This window comes from Massilia sp. IC2-477, from assembly GCF_020707265.1.
Lineage (GTDB): Bacteria > Pseudomonadota > Gammaproteobacteria > Burkholderiales > Burkholderiaceae_D > Telluria.
On sequence record NZ_JAJFEQ010000005.1, the window covers coordinates 83,996 to 97,454 of the forward strand.

Below are 13,459 nucleotides of genomic sequence, written 5' to 3' on the forward strand. Positions count from 1 at the left end.
CGGCTAATAGGCCGCCCCCGGACGCATGCTGGTGGCCTGCTGCTCGCGCTTGCGGTAGGCCGGGCTGTTGCGCACCGCTTCGATCGCTTCCCACAGGCGCGCGACCAATTGTGGCCGGCTTGCCGCCAGGGCGCTCGACAGCACCAGGAAATACGGCTTTTCGACCAGCGGCACCGGCAGCAGTTCGAGCCGCTTGCCATACGGTCCGCGCATCAGGCGCGCGGCATCGTTCCCGCCCAGCGCGGCGCCGGCCAGCCGGCCCGCGATCAGCTTCTGCACCAGTTCATCGGAACGCTGGCTGCCGTCGTCGGTCTGCACGCCCTGGGCGCGCAGGAAGTCGCCCACCGAATAGCCGAGCTGGAAGCCGATGCGCCCGTCGAGGTTGCGGAAGGTCTTGCCGTCCCACTCCACGCGGCTGCCGCGCAAGCGCGCCAGCACATAGGTATCGGTATGCATGCGCTTGGAGGCGTCGGCCTGCGGCTCGGCTTCGTTGCCGCTCACGCCGGGATAGGCGCCGAGCGACATCCGGTCGCGGCTGAAGCTGACGGCGAACGCCCCGCCCACCTGGTTCGCCTTGAGCTGCTCGAGGCAGCGCTTCCAGGGCATGCTCTGGAAGTCGAAGCTGACCCCGGTGCGCCTGGCAGCTTCGCTCAAGAGCTCGAAATTCAATCCCCCGCCATCGAGCGTGCGCCACGGGCGCACTTCCTGGCGCTCGAAGCACAGGGTGATGCGCTCGCCGGGCGCGGCCTGGGCCGCCGCGCTACAAGCGGCCAACGCGAACAAGAGAAAGCGGCGCATGGAAAGCAATGGCAAACGTGGTTGAACGAACAATGGAAGTATGCCATTAGATGTTTCCAAACAACAGTAAAAACGGGGCTTTAACCCTGAAAACGACAATCCGCCCCTGGCCGCCCCCATGCTGGGGGTGAAGGCGCCGCGTCAGGAGTAGCGCGCCGGTGCAGGTCCCACAGCGCGCCGACCCGCAGGCCGGCATGGACCGGTTCCACTTCCAGCAGGCCGCACTCTTCCACCAGGGCGGTCAGCAGGGCCAGGCCGCCGGCCAGATGGGGGACGCGTGCGGCCGCCGGCCAGGCCAGGCGTACCCGCGCCACGTGGCCGGCCTGCAGGAAGCGTTCGCGCAGGATGCCCAGGCAGGCGCCGCTCAGGCAGCCGCCGTCGATCCCGTCCTCGCGCGCGATCTCGCTCAGCGCGCGCACGGTGCCGCAGGCGCCATAGGCCAGCGCCCAGCCGCGCCCGGACAGCACCGAGTCCGCGAAGCGGCTGCGCGCCGAGCGCACCGCGGCGTCGAAACCGGCGGCGTCGATGTGGCCCTCGGCGAAGAAGCTCAGGCTCTGGCGCACCGCGCCGATCGGGAAGGATTCGACGCGCTCGATATGGGATCCGCGGCCGAGCACCAGTTCGGTCGAGGCGGCGCCGATGTCGATCACCAGGCGCGCCGCGCCGCCAGGTGCGTCGGCGGCATCCAGCGTGCTGGCCACGCCCAGGTAGACCAGGCGGCCGGTCTCGCCACCTGCGACCAGTTCGATCGGACGGCGCAGCGCCTGCTCGGCGGCCGGCAGGAACACCGGGGCATTGCGCGCCATCCGCAGCGCGGCGGTGGCAACCACCCTCACCGCCTGCGGGCGCCACGCGTCCAGCGTATCGGCGAACTCGCGCAGGCAGCCCAGCGCTCGCCGCATCGCCGCTTCGCACAGGCTGCCGTCGTCTTCGAAGGACGCAGCCAGCGCGACGCGCTCGTTCAAAGTCGCTTCCAGCACCAGTTCATCGTGCTCGATGCGTCCGACGTGCAGGCGGAAACTGTCGGAGCCGAGTTCGACGGCGGCGTAGCGAGGGGAATCGGTAGGATGAGGAATCATGGACGGTCCTGCTGCGAATTGCCGCAGGATACGTCGGCGATATGACGGGAATGTGACGCAGCCGATCGGGTCGTGTCACGAATCGAGGCCGGCAGCCTTGATCGAAACGATCAGAAACCCGACCGGCGAGGGAGCAATACCGACATTCAGAAGTTGGCCCGGGCGCATCGCGGATGGAGGATAAAGGGCGTCCAGGCAGGTCTCCTTGTCGACTGACCTGAACCTCAAGGTCGCCACCTGATCGCAGCCCTTTCGCCGGGAGTACTCTCCAACCTTGATCGCGGTGGCACTTGTCTGGTGTACGTCCGCAGCCGACCACGCCGCCATTGCGAAGATCCACCCGAGCGGGGCCAAGCACACGAAGACAACTGCCAATGATGCCGAGAGTGGCATGGCAACCCACTTTCGCAACCATCTGGTCGGATATTGGTCTGCGAGCCTGGTCGCAAAAACGGAAGGAGCCGTCATGCGATAGAGCACAAACGGTGTGATCAGGAGCCACGACACGAATAGAAACCTGGTGTAGGCCTCGGCGTAGCGGAAGACGAAACGGCCCTCGAAGTACATCAGCAGGAATATCCCCGCTATCAGGAAAAGGAGCACGAGCAGCGAGCACCTGGGGCGGCGCTTGTGCGCTGCTGTATAGTCGGAATGAGGACTGTGCATCATGGGCGCTTGATCCGTGCGTGGGCGGCCGTGCCAGCCTGATGATGGGCGATGCTCAAACGCCGGACTTGACCACGGTTGCCCCGTTCACACCGACCACTTTCTCGGAGTGCCCGTCCGCTGGAGGAGGATTGATTGGATCGGCGCCTGGCGTAGCCACGATCAGCGTGCGCGTATCGTGCCGGTCTGCGCCCTTCTGCTGCACGATCTTGACGGCGACCGCGCGTCCGTCGACGACGGGCCTGGGATGGAGGAAGTTAAACATGCAATCCTTATCGTGAACGCGCCGAGCTATACGGAAAATCCACCGCAGACCTGCTTCGCCTCATCCCAGCAGAGGCAGCAGAAAATCTTGAAGCCCGCTTCCTTAAACCATGCGTCGGCATTGCTGCCGGCAAGAGCGACCAGCCTGTCCTCGCAGGCCTTGCACCAGGCATCCGGCCGCGCGAGGTCGGTCTGGTCTCCCCAGAAGAATCCGCCCCGCTCACCCGCGTCGATTGCGTGAGCGACATGGGTACACACGAGTCCGATACCTTGCTGGCCATGGGTGGGGCAATGACATGTTTTATTCATGGCCGGGCGTTGATCTTGAACGACTCCATAAAGATCCGGACGGCCTCTTTCGGAACACGGTTCGGCCATCCGGCAAAATGGATGGAAAACAGGCGCTGGTCCGCTAATACAAACTGCGACAGCGAGATCAAGCCGCTCCGATCACGCATCACGCTCTCGAGGGCGGGAAATCCTCCGATTTCCACGCTGTGACTTTCTACAATCGTGGAGTTCGTGCTCGCTGCGGCACCAATCATCGCCCCCTTCAGTAAGTCGACGGAGCGCACGTGCGTCGGCACCAGCAGCCCATCGTAAAAGTCCACGCTATAGAAGAGTTGTGCTTCCACGTTCGAATACGAGCAGACATGCATGACGACTGTTCTGCCCATAACTTCTACATTTCGTGCGCTGCACTCCGGCTTGGCGGGGAAGACCACTTCGAAGGCCTGGTCAGGCGGCGAGTATTTCACCGGCTCCGCACTGGCGGCGGATGCCAGCAGCAGCAAAGCCAGCACACTGCTCCTGAAAATGATGCGAACGCCCATATCAAGACAGCCTTTCTTGGATGTTTAGTGCCTATTCCCGGCTTGCCATTTACCGGTCTACCCAGGGTCAGGTCTGACATCAGGACACGATCTCTGCATTAGTCCAGGACGTATGTTGAGGTCGTGTCCGATTGTCAGACCTGACCCTGATTGACCCGGTTCAGGCCTCGACCGGCGCCGCCACCGCCTGGCTGACGCGGTTGCGCCCCGCCCCCTTGGCCGCCCGCAGCGCATCGTCGGCGCGCTGGAACAGGGTTACCGTGCTGTCCTCGGGGCGGATCACGGTCACGCCAAAGCTGGCCGTCATCGCGATCATGGCGCGCTCGCTCTTGACCGGCGAACTCGCGATCGCCGCGCGGATGCGCTCCGCCACCAGGGTCGCCTCGTCGAGGTTGGTGCGCGGCAGCAGGATCGCGAACTCGACGCCCACCAGGCGCCCGACCAGGTCGGAATCGCGCAGCTGGCGCTTGCACAGCTCGACCACGTGGCGCAGCACGGCGTCGCCGGCCGGGTGGCCGTAGCCGTCGTTGACGCGCTTGAACTGGTCGAGGTCCAGCACCACCAGGGCGGTGGGCAGGCCGGGACGGCGCGCCAGCGCCATCCACGGGCCCAGCGCATTGAAGAAACCGCGCCGGTTCGGCACATTGGTGAGCGGGTCGACCACTTCCAGCCGCGCCAGTTCGCGCCCGATGCGTTCGCGCCCCAGCAGCAGCATGCCGAAGCCGTTGACCAGCATGAGGCCGTACAGTGCGGCGCTGGAGAGCTGGCGCAGCAGTTCGCTCGAGAGCCAGCGCCATCCGCCCGGCAGCAGCAGCACCGACAGGCCGCGGGCCGCGACCACCAGCGCCAGCGCGGCGGTCAGGATGGCCAGGAAGCGCTGCAGCAGGCTGGCCTGGCGCCAGCCGGAACCGAGCGCCGCGGCCACGTTCAGGTAGAGCACGCCGAGCAGCAGCGAAGCGGCCAGGCTGCGCAGGCCCTGCTCGTCGATCAGGTAGCAGATGAAGAAGGCCAGGATCGCCAGCCCGCCGGCCAGCAGCGTAGGACGGCGCCAGCCATGGCGGCCCGCCTCTTCCCATGCCGCGCCGGCTTCGATGGCGACGCCGGCGAACAGCAGCGCGTAGCCGCCCGGCAGCGCCAGCGATTCCGGCACCACCCCCAGGCCGCCCAGCACCAGCAGGGTCCAGGCGCCGGCCTGCACCTGCTTCGACAGCGCCCAGGCGGCAAGGGCTGGCGGACGCACCGGTCCGTGATCGAAAAAGGTCAGCACTGCGCACAGGGCCAGGTTGCCCAGGGCTAGTACCAGCACCATCGTGCTTGCGTCCAGGTTCGTCATTTCGTCAATCGCAATCAGTACTCGTGTTCGACCAGGGAAGTGCCGTCGCCGATCTTGCTGGCCCAGGCCCGGCTGAAATACGCCTGCTCCTCGCTGGTGGGCGGCGCGTGCCAGAACACGATCAAGGTGCCCTTGTGGTCGTGCAGCTGGGTCAGTTTGTCGACGAAGCCGGTGTTGCCGGCGCTGTCGGCCAGGGCCATCGCATACCCGTACACGCGCTGCAGGCGCTCCAGACGATCGGGCTCGGTCTGGGCATTGGTGGCGGTGATGGAAGGATGGTCCAGGAACATGCGGGTTTCCTTTGTCGAGCGGTCAGCTTATCAGAAAGCCATGCCGTACAACAAGCTGCCATGGCTCCACTATACTGGAGGCCATGTCTCTACCCTCCGAGCTGCCGCCGCCGATCGTCTCGACCCGAGGCGACCGCCGTACGCTCGAATTCACGCCAGGCGACATCCAGAGCGAGATGCGGCTATCGCGCCCGGACGCCCTGGTGCTGTCGTATGCGCGCGCCATGATGTGCTTCGCGCTCCTGGTGCCGCATCCGCGCCACATCGTCATGGTGGGACTGGGCGGCGGTTCGCTCGTCAAGTTCTGCTACCGCCATTTCCCGCACACCCGCATCACGGTGCTGGAAGTGCGCGCCGACGTGATCGCGCTGCGCGAGCAGTTCCTGGTGCCGCCGGACGACGCGCGCCTGCGGGTGCTGCACTGCGATGCGGCGGCCTGGCTGGCGCAGGCGCCGGCCGCCGGCGCCGACGTGCTGCTGGTGGACGGCTTCGACGCGAGCGGCCTGCCCCCTGGCCTGTCGAGCGCCGCCTTCTATGCCGATTGCCGGCGGCTGCTGCGCCCCGGCGGCGTACTGGCCATTAACATCTTTACTTATGATCCTGACTATGTGACTGCGGTGCAACGTTTGCGCGCCGCCTTTGACGGTCATGCGTGCTGGCTGGCCGGCATGGCCGGCAACAACCAGATCGTGTTCGGGCAGCGCCCGGCGGCGCCCGGTGCCGCCCCGAGCCGCCCCCTGCAGGTCCTGCGCGACAGCCTGTACAACCGCGGACTCGGACTCTCCCTGCTCAACCGTCTGCTGGCCCGCCTGGTGGTCGCCTGGCTGGCGCAGAGGGCGCCGTGAACACCGTCGTTTGACGGGCCTCTCCCATTTTTCGTTTGCCCAACAGCATGGGGATGTGACACACTTCGCGTATTGATGCCTGCTGGCAAGCCTTCTTTATGGAATTCTGGACCCATCCATGCCGCGCCGCCTCCCCCTGTCGCTGACTCTTGCGGCAGCCCTCACGCTCGGGGGCGGCCTGGCCGCGTCCGGCGCCCTGTTCCTGGGAGTCGGCCATCTCGAGTACGACAACATGGCGCTCGCCTTCGCCCAGCGCGCCGACGAGCGCGTGGCGGCGGTGCGCCAGGGGATCGACCAGGCGGTCGAGGTACTGACCGTCACCAACCAGCTGTTCGCGCGCGGCGAACCGGTGAGCCGCGAGCAGTTTCGCGATTTCACGGCCGCCCTGCTGCAGCGCCACCGCTATATCCAGGCCTTCAATTTCCACCGCTCCGTCCCGGGAGAGCAGCGCGCAGCCGTCGAAAGCGAGCTGCAGCGCATCCTGCCGGGCACGGTGTTCACTGAACTGCAGGACAGCACACTGGTGCCGGCGCCGCTGCGCGCCCGCTATCACATCGTCGACTACATCGAGCCGATGGCCGGCAACGAACGCGCCTTCGGCCTGAACATCACCGAGAACGTGCAGGTCATGAGTGCGCTCGCGGTCGCGCGTGGCGAAGGCCGCGCCGCCGCCACCGATCTGTTCCAGCTGGCGCAGGACGAGCGCCAGCAGCCGGCCTTCGAGCTGGTCATGCCGGTGCTGGACCGCCAGGGCATGCTGGCGGGCGACACCGCGGTCGTCATCCGCGGTCCCGAACTGGTGCGCGCCTCGCTCGCCAATACCGGCCTGCTCGACCCGCGCGAAACGGCGAGCGACATCTTCGTGTCGGTCTATGCCGGCGAATTCCCGGCGCCGGAAAAGCTGATGTTCTCGACCGGCGACACCCGCAAGCGCGAGACGGGCTGGCTGGCCGGTTTCATGTCGCCCGGCCATAACGGCCACGGCAGCAAGCTGCTGCACATCGCCGGCAAGCCCTGGCGCATCGAGGTGGCCAGCGCCCCGCGCCCCTTCCTGCAAGACCACATGGCCTCGACCGCCCTGCTGGTCGGCGGCATCCTGATGACCTTGCTCGGCACGGCCTTCGTACAGGCTTCCGGCCGGCGCGCACGCAAGGTGCAGCAACTGGTGCGCCAGCGCACCGCGGACCTGCGCCGCACCAATCGCCGCCTGGTCGAGGACATGGCCGCGCGCGAGCGCGCCGAGCGCGCCCTGCAGCAAAGCGAGCAGCGCTTCCGCCAGCTGGTGTCGATGTCGTCCGACTGGTACTGGGAACAGGACCGCGAGCTGCGCTTTACCATGGTCACCGGGGGCTTTACCGAAAAAGCCGGCGTCGCCATCGAAACGGTGCTGGGCAAGACGCGCTGGGAATACGTGCCCGCATTGCTGGACAGCGAAGCCGGGCGCGCCCACATCGCCCAGGTCAAGGCGCACGAGCCCTTCGCCAACCTCGAATACCAGGTCGTCGACGAACACGGCGACACCCGCTGGTTCTGCGTCAACGGCCAGCCAGTGTTCGACGACTCCGGCGCCTTGATCGGCTACCGCGGCACCGGCAGCGACATCACCGAACGCAAGCTGACCGAGCAGCGCGTGCACCACGTGGCCCAACACGACGTGCTGACCGGCCTGCCCAACCGTTCGCTGCTGCAGGACCGCCTCAGCCAGGCGATCGCCTATGCCAACCGCAGCGGACGCCCGATGTGGGTAATGCTGATCGACCTCGACCGCTTCAAGTTCGTCAACGACTCGATGGGCCACAAGGCCGGCGACGTGCTCCTGATGACGGTGGCGGCGCGCCTGACCGGCTCGCTGCGCGACACCGATACCGTGGCGCGTCTGTCGGGCGACGAATTCGTCGTGATCCTGTCCGAGCACCACGACGAGCCGCTCGCACCCGAGATCGTGCAGCGCGTGATGGATTCGGTGGCCCAGCCGGTGATGCTCGGCACCAAGGAGTTCTTCGTCACCTGCTCGATCGGCGTGGCCGTCTACCCGAGCGAAGGCACGCCGGCCGAGAGTCTGATCGAGCATGCCGACATCGCGATGTACAGCGCCAAGAAGATGGGGCGCAACAACTTCCAGTTCTACACGCCGGCAATGAACGAGGAGTCGATGGAGCGCGTGCGCATCGAAAGCGCGCTGCGCAACGCCCTCGACCGCAACGAATTCGTGCTGCACTACCAGCCGCAGGTGGACCTGAAGAGCGGCCAGATCGTCGGCATGGAAGCGCTGATCCGCTGGCGCCATCCGGAACTGGGTATGGTCCCGCCTGGCCGCTTCATCGCCATCGCCGAGGAAACCGGCCTGATCGTGCAGATCGGCGCCTGGGTGCTGCGCACCGCCTGTGCCCAGAACAAGGCCTGGCAGGATGCCGGCCTGGGCCGCCTGCGGGTGGCGGTCAACCTGTCGGCGCGCCAGTTCGGCGCCGCCGACCTGATTGCCGGCCTGGAAGCGGTGCTGCAAGACACCATGCTCGACCCCGAATGCCTCGAGATCGAACTGACGGAAAGCCTGTTCATGAGCGACGTGACGCCTGCGGTGGAACTGCTGCACCGCATGAAGTCGCTGGGCGTGAACCTGTCGATCGACGACTTCGGCACCGGCTACTCGAGCCTGTCCTACCTGTCGCGCTTCCCGATCGACGTGCTGAAGATCGACCGCTCCTTCGTTGCCGACATCACCCACGACGCCAACGACGCCGCCATCGTCACCTCGATCATCGCGCTGGCCCACAACCTGAAGCTGGCGGTGATCGCGGAAGGCGTGGAAACGGCGGAGCAGCTCGACTACCTGCGCAGCCATGGTTGCGACGAAATGCAGGGCTATTTCTTCAGCAAGCCGCTAGCGGCCGAGGAGTTCGAACAGCTGCTGATCCAGCGCCGCGCGCTGCCGCCAGCACGCCTGGAAGCTTCCCAGGCTGCGGCGGACGCAACACCGGATATGGTTCCGGCATGATTTGCCGCAAATTTCCGTAGAAAAATAGTTTTTAGGCCATTTAGTTGTGGCCTTTTCAATATTGATGGCTTTAAAATAGCCGTGTCTCTTTAGCAACCCCGGACATACGGATATTTTATGATCATGAATGACACTGGCGAACTGGCCTCGGTCTCCGGCGTGGCGGCCGAATCGGGCAGCGTCCGCCGGCAGCGCACCGACATCCGCACCCGCGACCTGATCAACCAGGCGGTGGCCTCGATCCCGACGCTCGGCCTGCAGCGCGCAGCCGAGTTCCTGGCGACGATGAACGTGCCGGCGGAAGTGGCGGTGCGGGTGCTGGTGTATCCGAACCGCCGCCGCGCCAACTAACGCAGCAAGCGGACCATCCAGGCGTCAGCGGCGCTCTTGCTGCTGGCGCTTGATGTCGTCGAGCGTCTCGCGGCCCTTGTCGGTCAGGACATAGCCGCCTTCTTCGCGCGGCGCGATATGCGACTTGAGGCTCAGGAAGCGCGCCACGTCCGCATCCAGCGCTGCTTGCGGATCGTCCGCCAGCGCCGTCAGCGACTTCACGCACCGGCGCAGGAACAGCATCTGCTGCCCCTTCTCCGTCAACACGATACGCCCGTCGCGGGTGGTCTCCATCAGCTTGATGCCCGACAGGCGCTTGAGGTTGCGGCCCACGCAGGCGCCCGGGTTGTCGCGCTTCACGCCGCGGCGTACCAGTTCCAGGGCGTCGTATTCGTCCGTCGTTAATTGTTCGTTCTTCATTTGCTCGCTTCTCGGCCAGGGGGCGCCATGGTACCTGCCGCGCAGGCCGAGGGCAAGTTATAGGTGCTTAGCGCAGCGCGCGCAGTGCCAGCCAGCCGAGGCCGGCCCCGGCAGCCAGGCCGAGCGCCAGCACCAGTTGCGCGCGGCGTGAGTAGAACAGCGGGCTGCGGCCCAGGTAGATCGTGTTGTACAAGGTATGGCCCATGATGTCCTCCGGCGTGGGTGCTGCTTAAGCGTCCGACAATTATAGGCAGGCGATGTTGTCAGGGATATGACATGGATCGGAAGCCCTGCCGCGCGCCGACGCCGGCATGCTCCTGTTACGATCTTGCGACACTGATCATCAACCGGAGCACTACCATGAACGACCCCACGCTCAAGCCCGATCCCGCGGCCAAGGGCCCCAACGTGTACCACGAAGCAGACATCGGCAGCGGTGAAAAATCGCCCGGCGAACTGGAAACTGAAGAAATGATCCGCGAGATCCCGCCGCTGCCGCCATCGGGTGGGCAGGCCGGCCAGCAGCCTGCTGGTACGCAAGACACTCCCCGCGGCTGAATTCCACTACTCCAATTCCATACCCGTAGGGTGGGCGGGTCTTCCCGCCCACGCGGTCAAGAGGCGCCAGCACAGCCGCGACGGAGCATCAGGCAGCAATCACCGCGTGGGCGGAAAATCCGCCCACCCTACGAACTTCACAAGCATTGAAGCCCTAGTCCGCGCGAATCGGCGGCTCGGGATAACGCGGCTCCTCGACGGGCGCGTTGACGGGATCGGGTACGTCGTCCGGCACCGGCGGGCGCGGGTCGGGCGTCGGTTTCTGGTCCGGCATGTCCGGCTCCGGGGTACTGTGGGCCTGCACGGGGGATGAGCCGTGCAGCCTGTTTTGCGCAAGCATGGTCATGGTCAACCTCTCGGTGTGGGGTAAGCGCCGCCGCGTGGCGGCGCATGGGACTCGCTCAGCGGCGCGCCTTCTGCTTGGCGCCGCCGCCGGCGCCCTCGCCTTTGCCGGCTTTCACGCGCGACATGTGGTCGTGGCTGCTCTTGTCGCTCTTGCCTGCGCGCTGCTTGGCCAGGTCTTCCTCGGACATGTTGTCCGACTGCTTGTTGGTCTGGCTAGCGCCTGATTTCGATTGGCTCATTGCACTCCTCCTTGTCAACGTGGTTGCTTTGCGTGCAGGCTAGCATGAATGTGCTTGCCGGGTTTTCAATCGTGCGGGAGCCGCCTTCCTCGGCTATAGTGAGCCCTCGACTACTTTCCCGGCAACCATGAATCTCCGTCCCCTGCTGCTGGCCGCCCTGTGCGCGGGCAGCATTCACAGTGCCCTTGCTGCCACCCCAATGAAACTTGACGACTACCTGGCCCTGAGCGGCCCTGCGCCAACCGCGCGCCTTCCCTATGGCGAGGCGCCCTCGCAATATGCCGAACTGTTCCTGCCGACCGGCAAAGGTCCATTTCCGGTGGCGGTGCTGGTGCACGGCGGCTGCTGGACCAGCAAGTTCGGCGGCATCACCCAGCTGCGCAACATGGCGGGCGCGCTCAGGGAGCGCGGCATTGCGGTCTGGAACGTCGAGTACCGCCGCAGCGACGAGCCGGGCGGCGGCTACCCGGGCACCTACCAGGACATGCACGCGGCCCTCGAGCTGCTGGCCGCGCAGGCGAAGCAGCATCCGCTCGACCTGAAGCGGATGGTGGCCGTCGGCCACTCGGCGGGCGGGCAGCTGGTGCAGTGGATGGCGGGGCGCGGCCGGATTCCTGCTGGCAGCCCCCTGTACCGTGCGAATCCCCTGCCAGTGCCGGCCGTGATCAGCCTCGGCGGCCTGGCCGACCTGCGCAACGAAGCGGCCCTGATCAAGTCCAGCTGCGGGCGCGACACCGCCGAGCTGGCCGGCACCCCAAGCCCGAGCCGGCCCGACGTCTTCGTCGACACCAATGCCGCCGAACTGATGCCCAACGGCAGCCGCACCTGGCTCGTTACGGGCGAACTCGACACGATCTCGCCGCCGCGCGTGGCGCACGACTACGCGGCGCGGGCGCGCAAGGCGGGCGATGCTGCCACCGTGGTGATCCTGCCCGGCGCCAGCCATTACGACGAAGTGGCCGCTACCTCGCCCGCCTGGCCGCAGGTACTGGAGGTAATCGAAGGGGCGCTGGGCCGTACGCCGCGCTAGTCGAACACGACACGGCGCGCCAGCGGCGTCTCGAGCTCGAGATCGCTTGTGGCCACCGCCACGCAGGGCAGGATCCAGCCTTCGCGTTTTTCATCAACGGAGAGGCCGGGCCACTCGATCAGGTGGCGCGCCTGGCCACTGCGTACCCGGCAGATGCAGGTGCGGCAGGTGCCGTTGCGGCAGGAACTGGGCAGCTCGATGCCGGCGCTTTCCGCGGCGTGCAGGATGCTGGTCTCGGCGTCCGCCTCGAAGCGGATTTCGGCCGGATGCAGCAGGATGGCGTGGCTGGTCATGGCCGCGATTGTAGCGCCCTTGGCCCCGCTCCCTTGAGTTCGTTCACGCACAGACCCACACCTGGCGCAGAACTAATCTGAGGTTTCCAAACGTAAGCATTGCAGGAAACCAAAATGAACAAATCGCACGCGCTTCCCCTCGTCGTCGCCCTGCTGGGCGCCCTCCCCCTGGCCCAGGCACAGCAGGCCGTGCCGGCCCCGGCCCAACAACAGCAGGCGCCCGCCGTCCAGCAGCCGGGACAGCTTCCCGCGCAGGCCGGCGCCCAAGTCAACCCGGCCGCCGCCAAGCAGGCCGAATTCGAACGCAACCTGCGCGCCCAGGTCCTGCTCGACCGCGCCTACTTTTCACCAGGCGAGATCGACGGCGCCTACGGCTCGAACATGCGCCAGGCGCTGAGCAGCTTCCAGGCGACCCGCAAGCTGCCCGTTACCGGCAAGCTGGACGAGGCAACCTGGAACGCCCTGAACGGCGACAACACCCCGCACCTCGTCACCTACACGCTGGCGGAAGCCGACGTGGCCGGCCCCTTCCGCCCGATCCCGGAAGACATGATGGACAAGGCCAAGCTGCCTGAACTCGGTTATGCGAGTGTGACCGAGGGTCTGGGCGAGAAGTTCCACGCGAGCCCGGCCCTCATCGAACGCCTCAATCCGGGCAAGAACCTGGGCCGCGCCGGCGAACAGATCGTGGTGCCGAACGTGCACGGCAAGCAGCCGCTGGCGAAGGCGGCCAAGGTGGTGGTCAAGGAAGGCCCGAAGGTGCTGCAGCTGTACGACGCCGGCGGCGCCCTGCTCGCCCAGTATCCGGTCTCGACCGGCAGCTCGAACGATCCGCTGCCGATCGGCACCTGGAAGATCAACAGCGTGCACGCCAACCCGACCTACAACTACAACCCGAAGCTGTTCTGGGATGCCGAGCCGGGCGACAAGAAGGCGAAGATCGCCGCCGGACCGAACAATCCGGTGGGCGTGGTCTGGATCGACCTGTCCAAGGAACACTACGGCATCCACGGCACCCCGGTGCCGGCCCACGTGGGCAAGACCGAATCGCACGGCTGCATCCGCCTGACCAACTGGAGCGCCGCCGAAGTGGCGGGCGCGGTCAGCGCCGGCCTCGAGGTCGTGCTGGAGAGCTGAACCT

General features: G+C 66.4%; 19 protein-coding genes. 6 read left to right on the plus strand and 13 right to left on the minus strand.

Annotated elements, in window-relative coordinates; translation table 11 throughout:
- Nucleotides 1-3: 3 nt before the first annotated feature.
- From LK542_RS11595 to LK542_RS11630, 8 genes are all read right to left on the minus strand, one after another.
- Nucleotides 4-798 (minus strand): ABC transporter substrate-binding protein, encoded by a 795-nt coding sequence (locus tag LK542_RS11595; RefSeq protein WP_227812025.1) that lies wholly within the window; start codon nucleotides 796-798, stop codon nucleotides 4-6.
- Nucleotides 799-878: 80 nt separating this feature from the next.
- On the minus strand, nucleotides 879-1,877 hold the full coding sequence (locus LK542_RS11600) for a hypothetical protein (RefSeq protein WP_227812026.1): 999 nt from the start codon (nucleotides 1,875-1,877) through the stop codon (nucleotides 879-881).
- Between the two features lie 75 nt (nucleotides 1,878-1,952).
- On the minus strand, nucleotides 1,953-2,546 hold the full coding sequence (locus LK542_RS11605) for a hypothetical protein (RefSeq protein ID WP_227812027.1): 594 nt from the start codon (nucleotides 2,544-2,546) through the stop codon (nucleotides 1,953-1,955).
- A 52-nt stretch (nucleotides 2,547-2,598) separates the two neighbouring features.
- On the minus strand, nucleotides 2,599-2,808 hold the full coding sequence (locus LK542_RS11610) for a hypothetical protein (RefSeq protein ID WP_227800871.1): 210 nt from the start codon (nucleotides 2,806-2,808) through the stop codon (nucleotides 2,599-2,601).
- A gap of 26 nt (nucleotides 2,809-2,834) precedes the next feature.
- The gene (locus LK542_RS11615; RefSeq protein WP_227800870.1) at nucleotides 2,835-3,116 is read right to left on the minus strand and encodes a hypothetical protein; all 282 of its coding nucleotides are present in this window, start codon (nucleotides 3,114-3,116) and stop codon (nucleotides 2,835-2,837) included.
- Nucleotides 3,113-3,640 (minus strand): hypothetical protein, encoded by a 528-nt coding sequence (locus tag LK542_RS11620; RefSeq protein ID WP_227812028.1) that lies wholly within the window; start codon nucleotides 3,638-3,640, stop codon nucleotides 3,113-3,115. Before LK542_RS11620 ends, LK542_RS11615 begins: the two co-directional genes overlap by 4 nt.
- A gap of 160 nt (nucleotides 3,641-3,800) precedes the next feature.
- Nucleotides 3,801-4,973, minus strand: coding sequence for a diguanylate cyclase (locus LK542_RS11625; RefSeq protein WP_227812029.1), 1,173 nt, complete (start codon nucleotides 4,971-4,973; stop codon nucleotides 3,801-3,803).
- A gap of 14 nt (nucleotides 4,974-4,987) precedes the next feature.
- On the minus strand, nucleotides 4,988-5,263 hold the full coding sequence (locus tag LK542_RS11630) for a hypothetical protein (RefSeq protein ID WP_227812030.1): 276 nt from the start codon (nucleotides 5,261-5,263) through the stop codon (nucleotides 4,988-4,990).
- Between the two features lie 83 nt (nucleotides 5,264-5,346).
- Here LK542_RS11630 and LK542_RS11635 point away from each other — a divergent pair, with 83 nt between their 5' ends.
- From LK542_RS11635 to LK542_RS11645, 3 genes are all read left to right on the plus strand, one after another.
- Nucleotides 5,347-6,108: a fused MFS/spermidine synthase gene (locus LK542_RS11635; RefSeq protein ID WP_227800866.1), complete on the plus strand. Its 762-nt coding sequence runs from the start codon at nucleotides 5,347-5,349 to the stop codon at nucleotides 6,106-6,108.
- Between the two features lie 118 nt (nucleotides 6,109-6,226).
- Entirely contained in the window at nucleotides 6,227-9,103 is a 2,877-nt protein-coding gene (locus LK542_RS11640) for an EAL domain-containing protein (RefSeq protein ID WP_227812031.1), read from the plus strand.
- A 117-nt stretch (nucleotides 9,104-9,220) separates the two neighbouring features.
- Nucleotides 9,221-9,454 carry a hypothetical protein gene (locus LK542_RS11645; RefSeq protein ID WP_227812032.1) on the plus strand — a complete coding sequence of 78 codons (234 nt, stop codon included), beginning with the start codon at nucleotides 9,221-9,223 and terminating at the stop codon, nucleotides 9,452-9,454.
- A 24-nt stretch (nucleotides 9,455-9,478) separates the two neighbouring features.
- Here LK542_RS11645 and LK542_RS11650 read toward each other — a convergent pair whose 3' ends face one another.
- The gene (locus LK542_RS11650; protein WP_227812033.1) at nucleotides 9,479-9,853 is read right to left on the minus strand and encodes a hypothetical protein; all 375 of its coding nucleotides are present in this window, start codon (nucleotides 9,851-9,853) and stop codon (nucleotides 9,479-9,481) included.
- 67 nt (nucleotides 9,854-9,920) lie between these two features.
- Nucleotides 9,921-10,058: a hypothetical protein gene (locus LK542_RS11655; protein WP_227812034.1), complete on the minus strand. Its 138-nt coding sequence runs from the start codon at nucleotides 10,056-10,058 to the stop codon at nucleotides 9,921-9,923.
- Nucleotides 10,059-10,213: 155 nt separating this feature from the next.
- Here LK542_RS11655 and LK542_RS11660 point away from each other — a divergent pair, with 155 nt between their 5' ends.
- Nucleotides 10,214-10,411 (plus strand): hypothetical protein, encoded by a 198-nt coding sequence (locus tag LK542_RS11660; RefSeq protein ID WP_227812035.1) that lies wholly within the window; start codon nucleotides 10,214-10,216, stop codon nucleotides 10,409-10,411.
- A 154-nt stretch (nucleotides 10,412-10,565) separates the two neighbouring features.
- Here LK542_RS11660 and LK542_RS11665 read toward each other — a convergent pair whose 3' ends face one another.
- Entirely contained in the window at nucleotides 10,566-10,757 is a 192-nt protein-coding gene (locus tag LK542_RS11665; protein ID WP_227812036.1) for a hypothetical protein, read from the minus strand.
- 55 nt (nucleotides 10,758-10,812) lie between these two features.
- Nucleotides 10,813-10,995, minus strand: a complete 183-nt coding sequence (locus LK542_RS11670; protein WP_227800859.1) for a hypothetical protein — start codon at nucleotides 10,993-10,995, stop codon at nucleotides 10,813-10,815.
- A gap of 127 nt (nucleotides 10,996-11,122) precedes the next feature.
- On the opposite strand from LK542_RS11670, the gene LK542_RS11675 reads away from it, so the two are divergent.
- The gene (locus LK542_RS11675) at nucleotides 11,123-12,025 is read left to right on the plus strand and encodes an alpha/beta hydrolase (RefSeq protein WP_227812037.1); all 903 of its coding nucleotides are present in this window, start codon (nucleotides 11,123-11,125) and stop codon (nucleotides 12,023-12,025) included.
- Here LK542_RS11675 and LK542_RS11680 read toward each other — a convergent pair.
- Entirely contained in the window at nucleotides 12,022-12,318 is a 297-nt protein-coding gene (locus LK542_RS11680) for a 2Fe-2S iron-sulfur cluster binding domain-containing protein (protein ID WP_227812038.1), read from the minus strand. The genes LK542_RS11675 and LK542_RS11680 overlap by 4 nt on opposite strands.
- Before the next feature lie 114 nt (nucleotides 12,319-12,432).
- On the opposite strand from LK542_RS11680, the gene LK542_RS11685 reads away from it, so the two are divergent.
- The gene (locus LK542_RS11685) at nucleotides 12,433-13,455 is read left to right on the plus strand and encodes a L,D-transpeptidase (RefSeq protein ID WP_227812039.1); all 1,023 of its coding nucleotides are present in this window, start codon (nucleotides 12,433-12,435) and stop codon (nucleotides 13,453-13,455) included.
- The last annotated feature ends 4 nt before the right edge of the window (nucleotides 13,456-13,459 follow it).

Bases quoted from the DNA above. Each gene is read 5' to 3' on its own strand.
- LK542_RS11595 (WP_227812025.1), bottom strand. From the start codon at position 798: ATGCGCCGCTTTCTCTTGTTCGCGTTGGCCGCTTGTAGCGCGGCGGCC.
- LK542_RS11600 (WP_227812026.1), bottom strand. From the start codon at position 1,877: ATGATTCCTCATCCTACCGATTCCCCTCGCTACGCCGCCGTCGAACTC.
- LK542_RS11605 (WP_227812027.1), bottom strand. From the start codon at position 2,546: ATGATGCACAGTCCTCATTCCGACTATACAGCAGCGCACAAGCGCCGC.
- LK542_RS11610 (WP_227800871.1), bottom strand. From the start codon at position 2,808: ATGTTTAACTTCCTCCATCCCAGGCCCGTCGTCGACGGACGCGCGGTC.
- LK542_RS11615 (WP_227800870.1), bottom strand. From the start codon at position 3,116: ATGAATAAAACATGTCATTGCCCCACCCATGGCCAGCAAGGTATCGGA.
- LK542_RS11620 (WP_227812028.1), bottom strand. From the start codon at position 3,640: ATGGGCGTTCGCATCATTTTCAGGAGCAGTGTGCTGGCTTTGCTGCTG.
- LK542_RS11625 (WP_227812029.1), bottom strand. From the start codon at position 4,973: ATGACGAACCTGGACGCAAGCACGATGGTGCTGGTACTAGCCCTGGGC.
- LK542_RS11630 (WP_227812030.1), bottom strand. From the start codon at position 5,263: ATGTTCCTGGACCATCCTTCCATCACCGCCACCAATGCCCAGACCGAG.
- LK542_RS11635 (WP_227800866.1), top strand. From the start codon at position 5,347: ATGTCTCTACCCTCCGAGCTGCCGCCGCCGATCGTCTCGACCCGAGGC.
- LK542_RS11640 (WP_227812031.1), top strand. From the start codon at position 6,227: ATGCCGCGCCGCCTCCCCCTGTCGCTGACTCTTGCGGCAGCCCTCACG.
- LK542_RS11645 (WP_227812032.1), top strand. From the start codon at position 9,221: ATGATCATGAATGACACTGGCGAACTGGCCTCGGTCTCCGGCGTGGCG.
- LK542_RS11650 (WP_227812033.1), bottom strand. From the start codon at position 9,853: ATGAAGAACGAACAATTAACGACGGACGAATACGACGCCCTGGAACTG.
- LK542_RS11655 (WP_227812034.1), bottom strand. From the start codon at position 10,058: ATGGGCCATACCTTGTACAACACGATCTACCTGGGCCGCAGCCCGCTG.
- LK542_RS11660 (WP_227812035.1), top strand. From the start codon at position 10,214: ATGAACGACCCCACGCTCAAGCCCGATCCCGCGGCCAAGGGCCCCAAC.
- LK542_RS11665 (WP_227812036.1), bottom strand. From the start codon at position 10,757: ATGACCATGCTTGCGCAAAACAGGCTGCACGGCTCATCCCCCGTGCAG.
- LK542_RS11670 (WP_227800859.1), bottom strand. From the start codon at position 10,995: ATGAGCCAATCGAAATCAGGCGCTAGCCAGACCAACAAGCAGTCGGAC.
- LK542_RS11675 (WP_227812037.1), top strand. From the start codon at position 11,123: ATGAATCTCCGTCCCCTGCTGCTGGCCGCCCTGTGCGCGGGCAGCATT.
- LK542_RS11680 (WP_227812038.1), bottom strand. From the start codon at position 12,318: ATGACCAGCCACGCCATCCTGCTGCATCCGGCCGAAATCCGCTTCGAG.
- LK542_RS11685 (WP_227812039.1), top strand. From the start codon at position 12,433: ATGAACAAATCGCACGCGCTTCCCCTCGTCGTCGCCCTGCTGGGCGCC.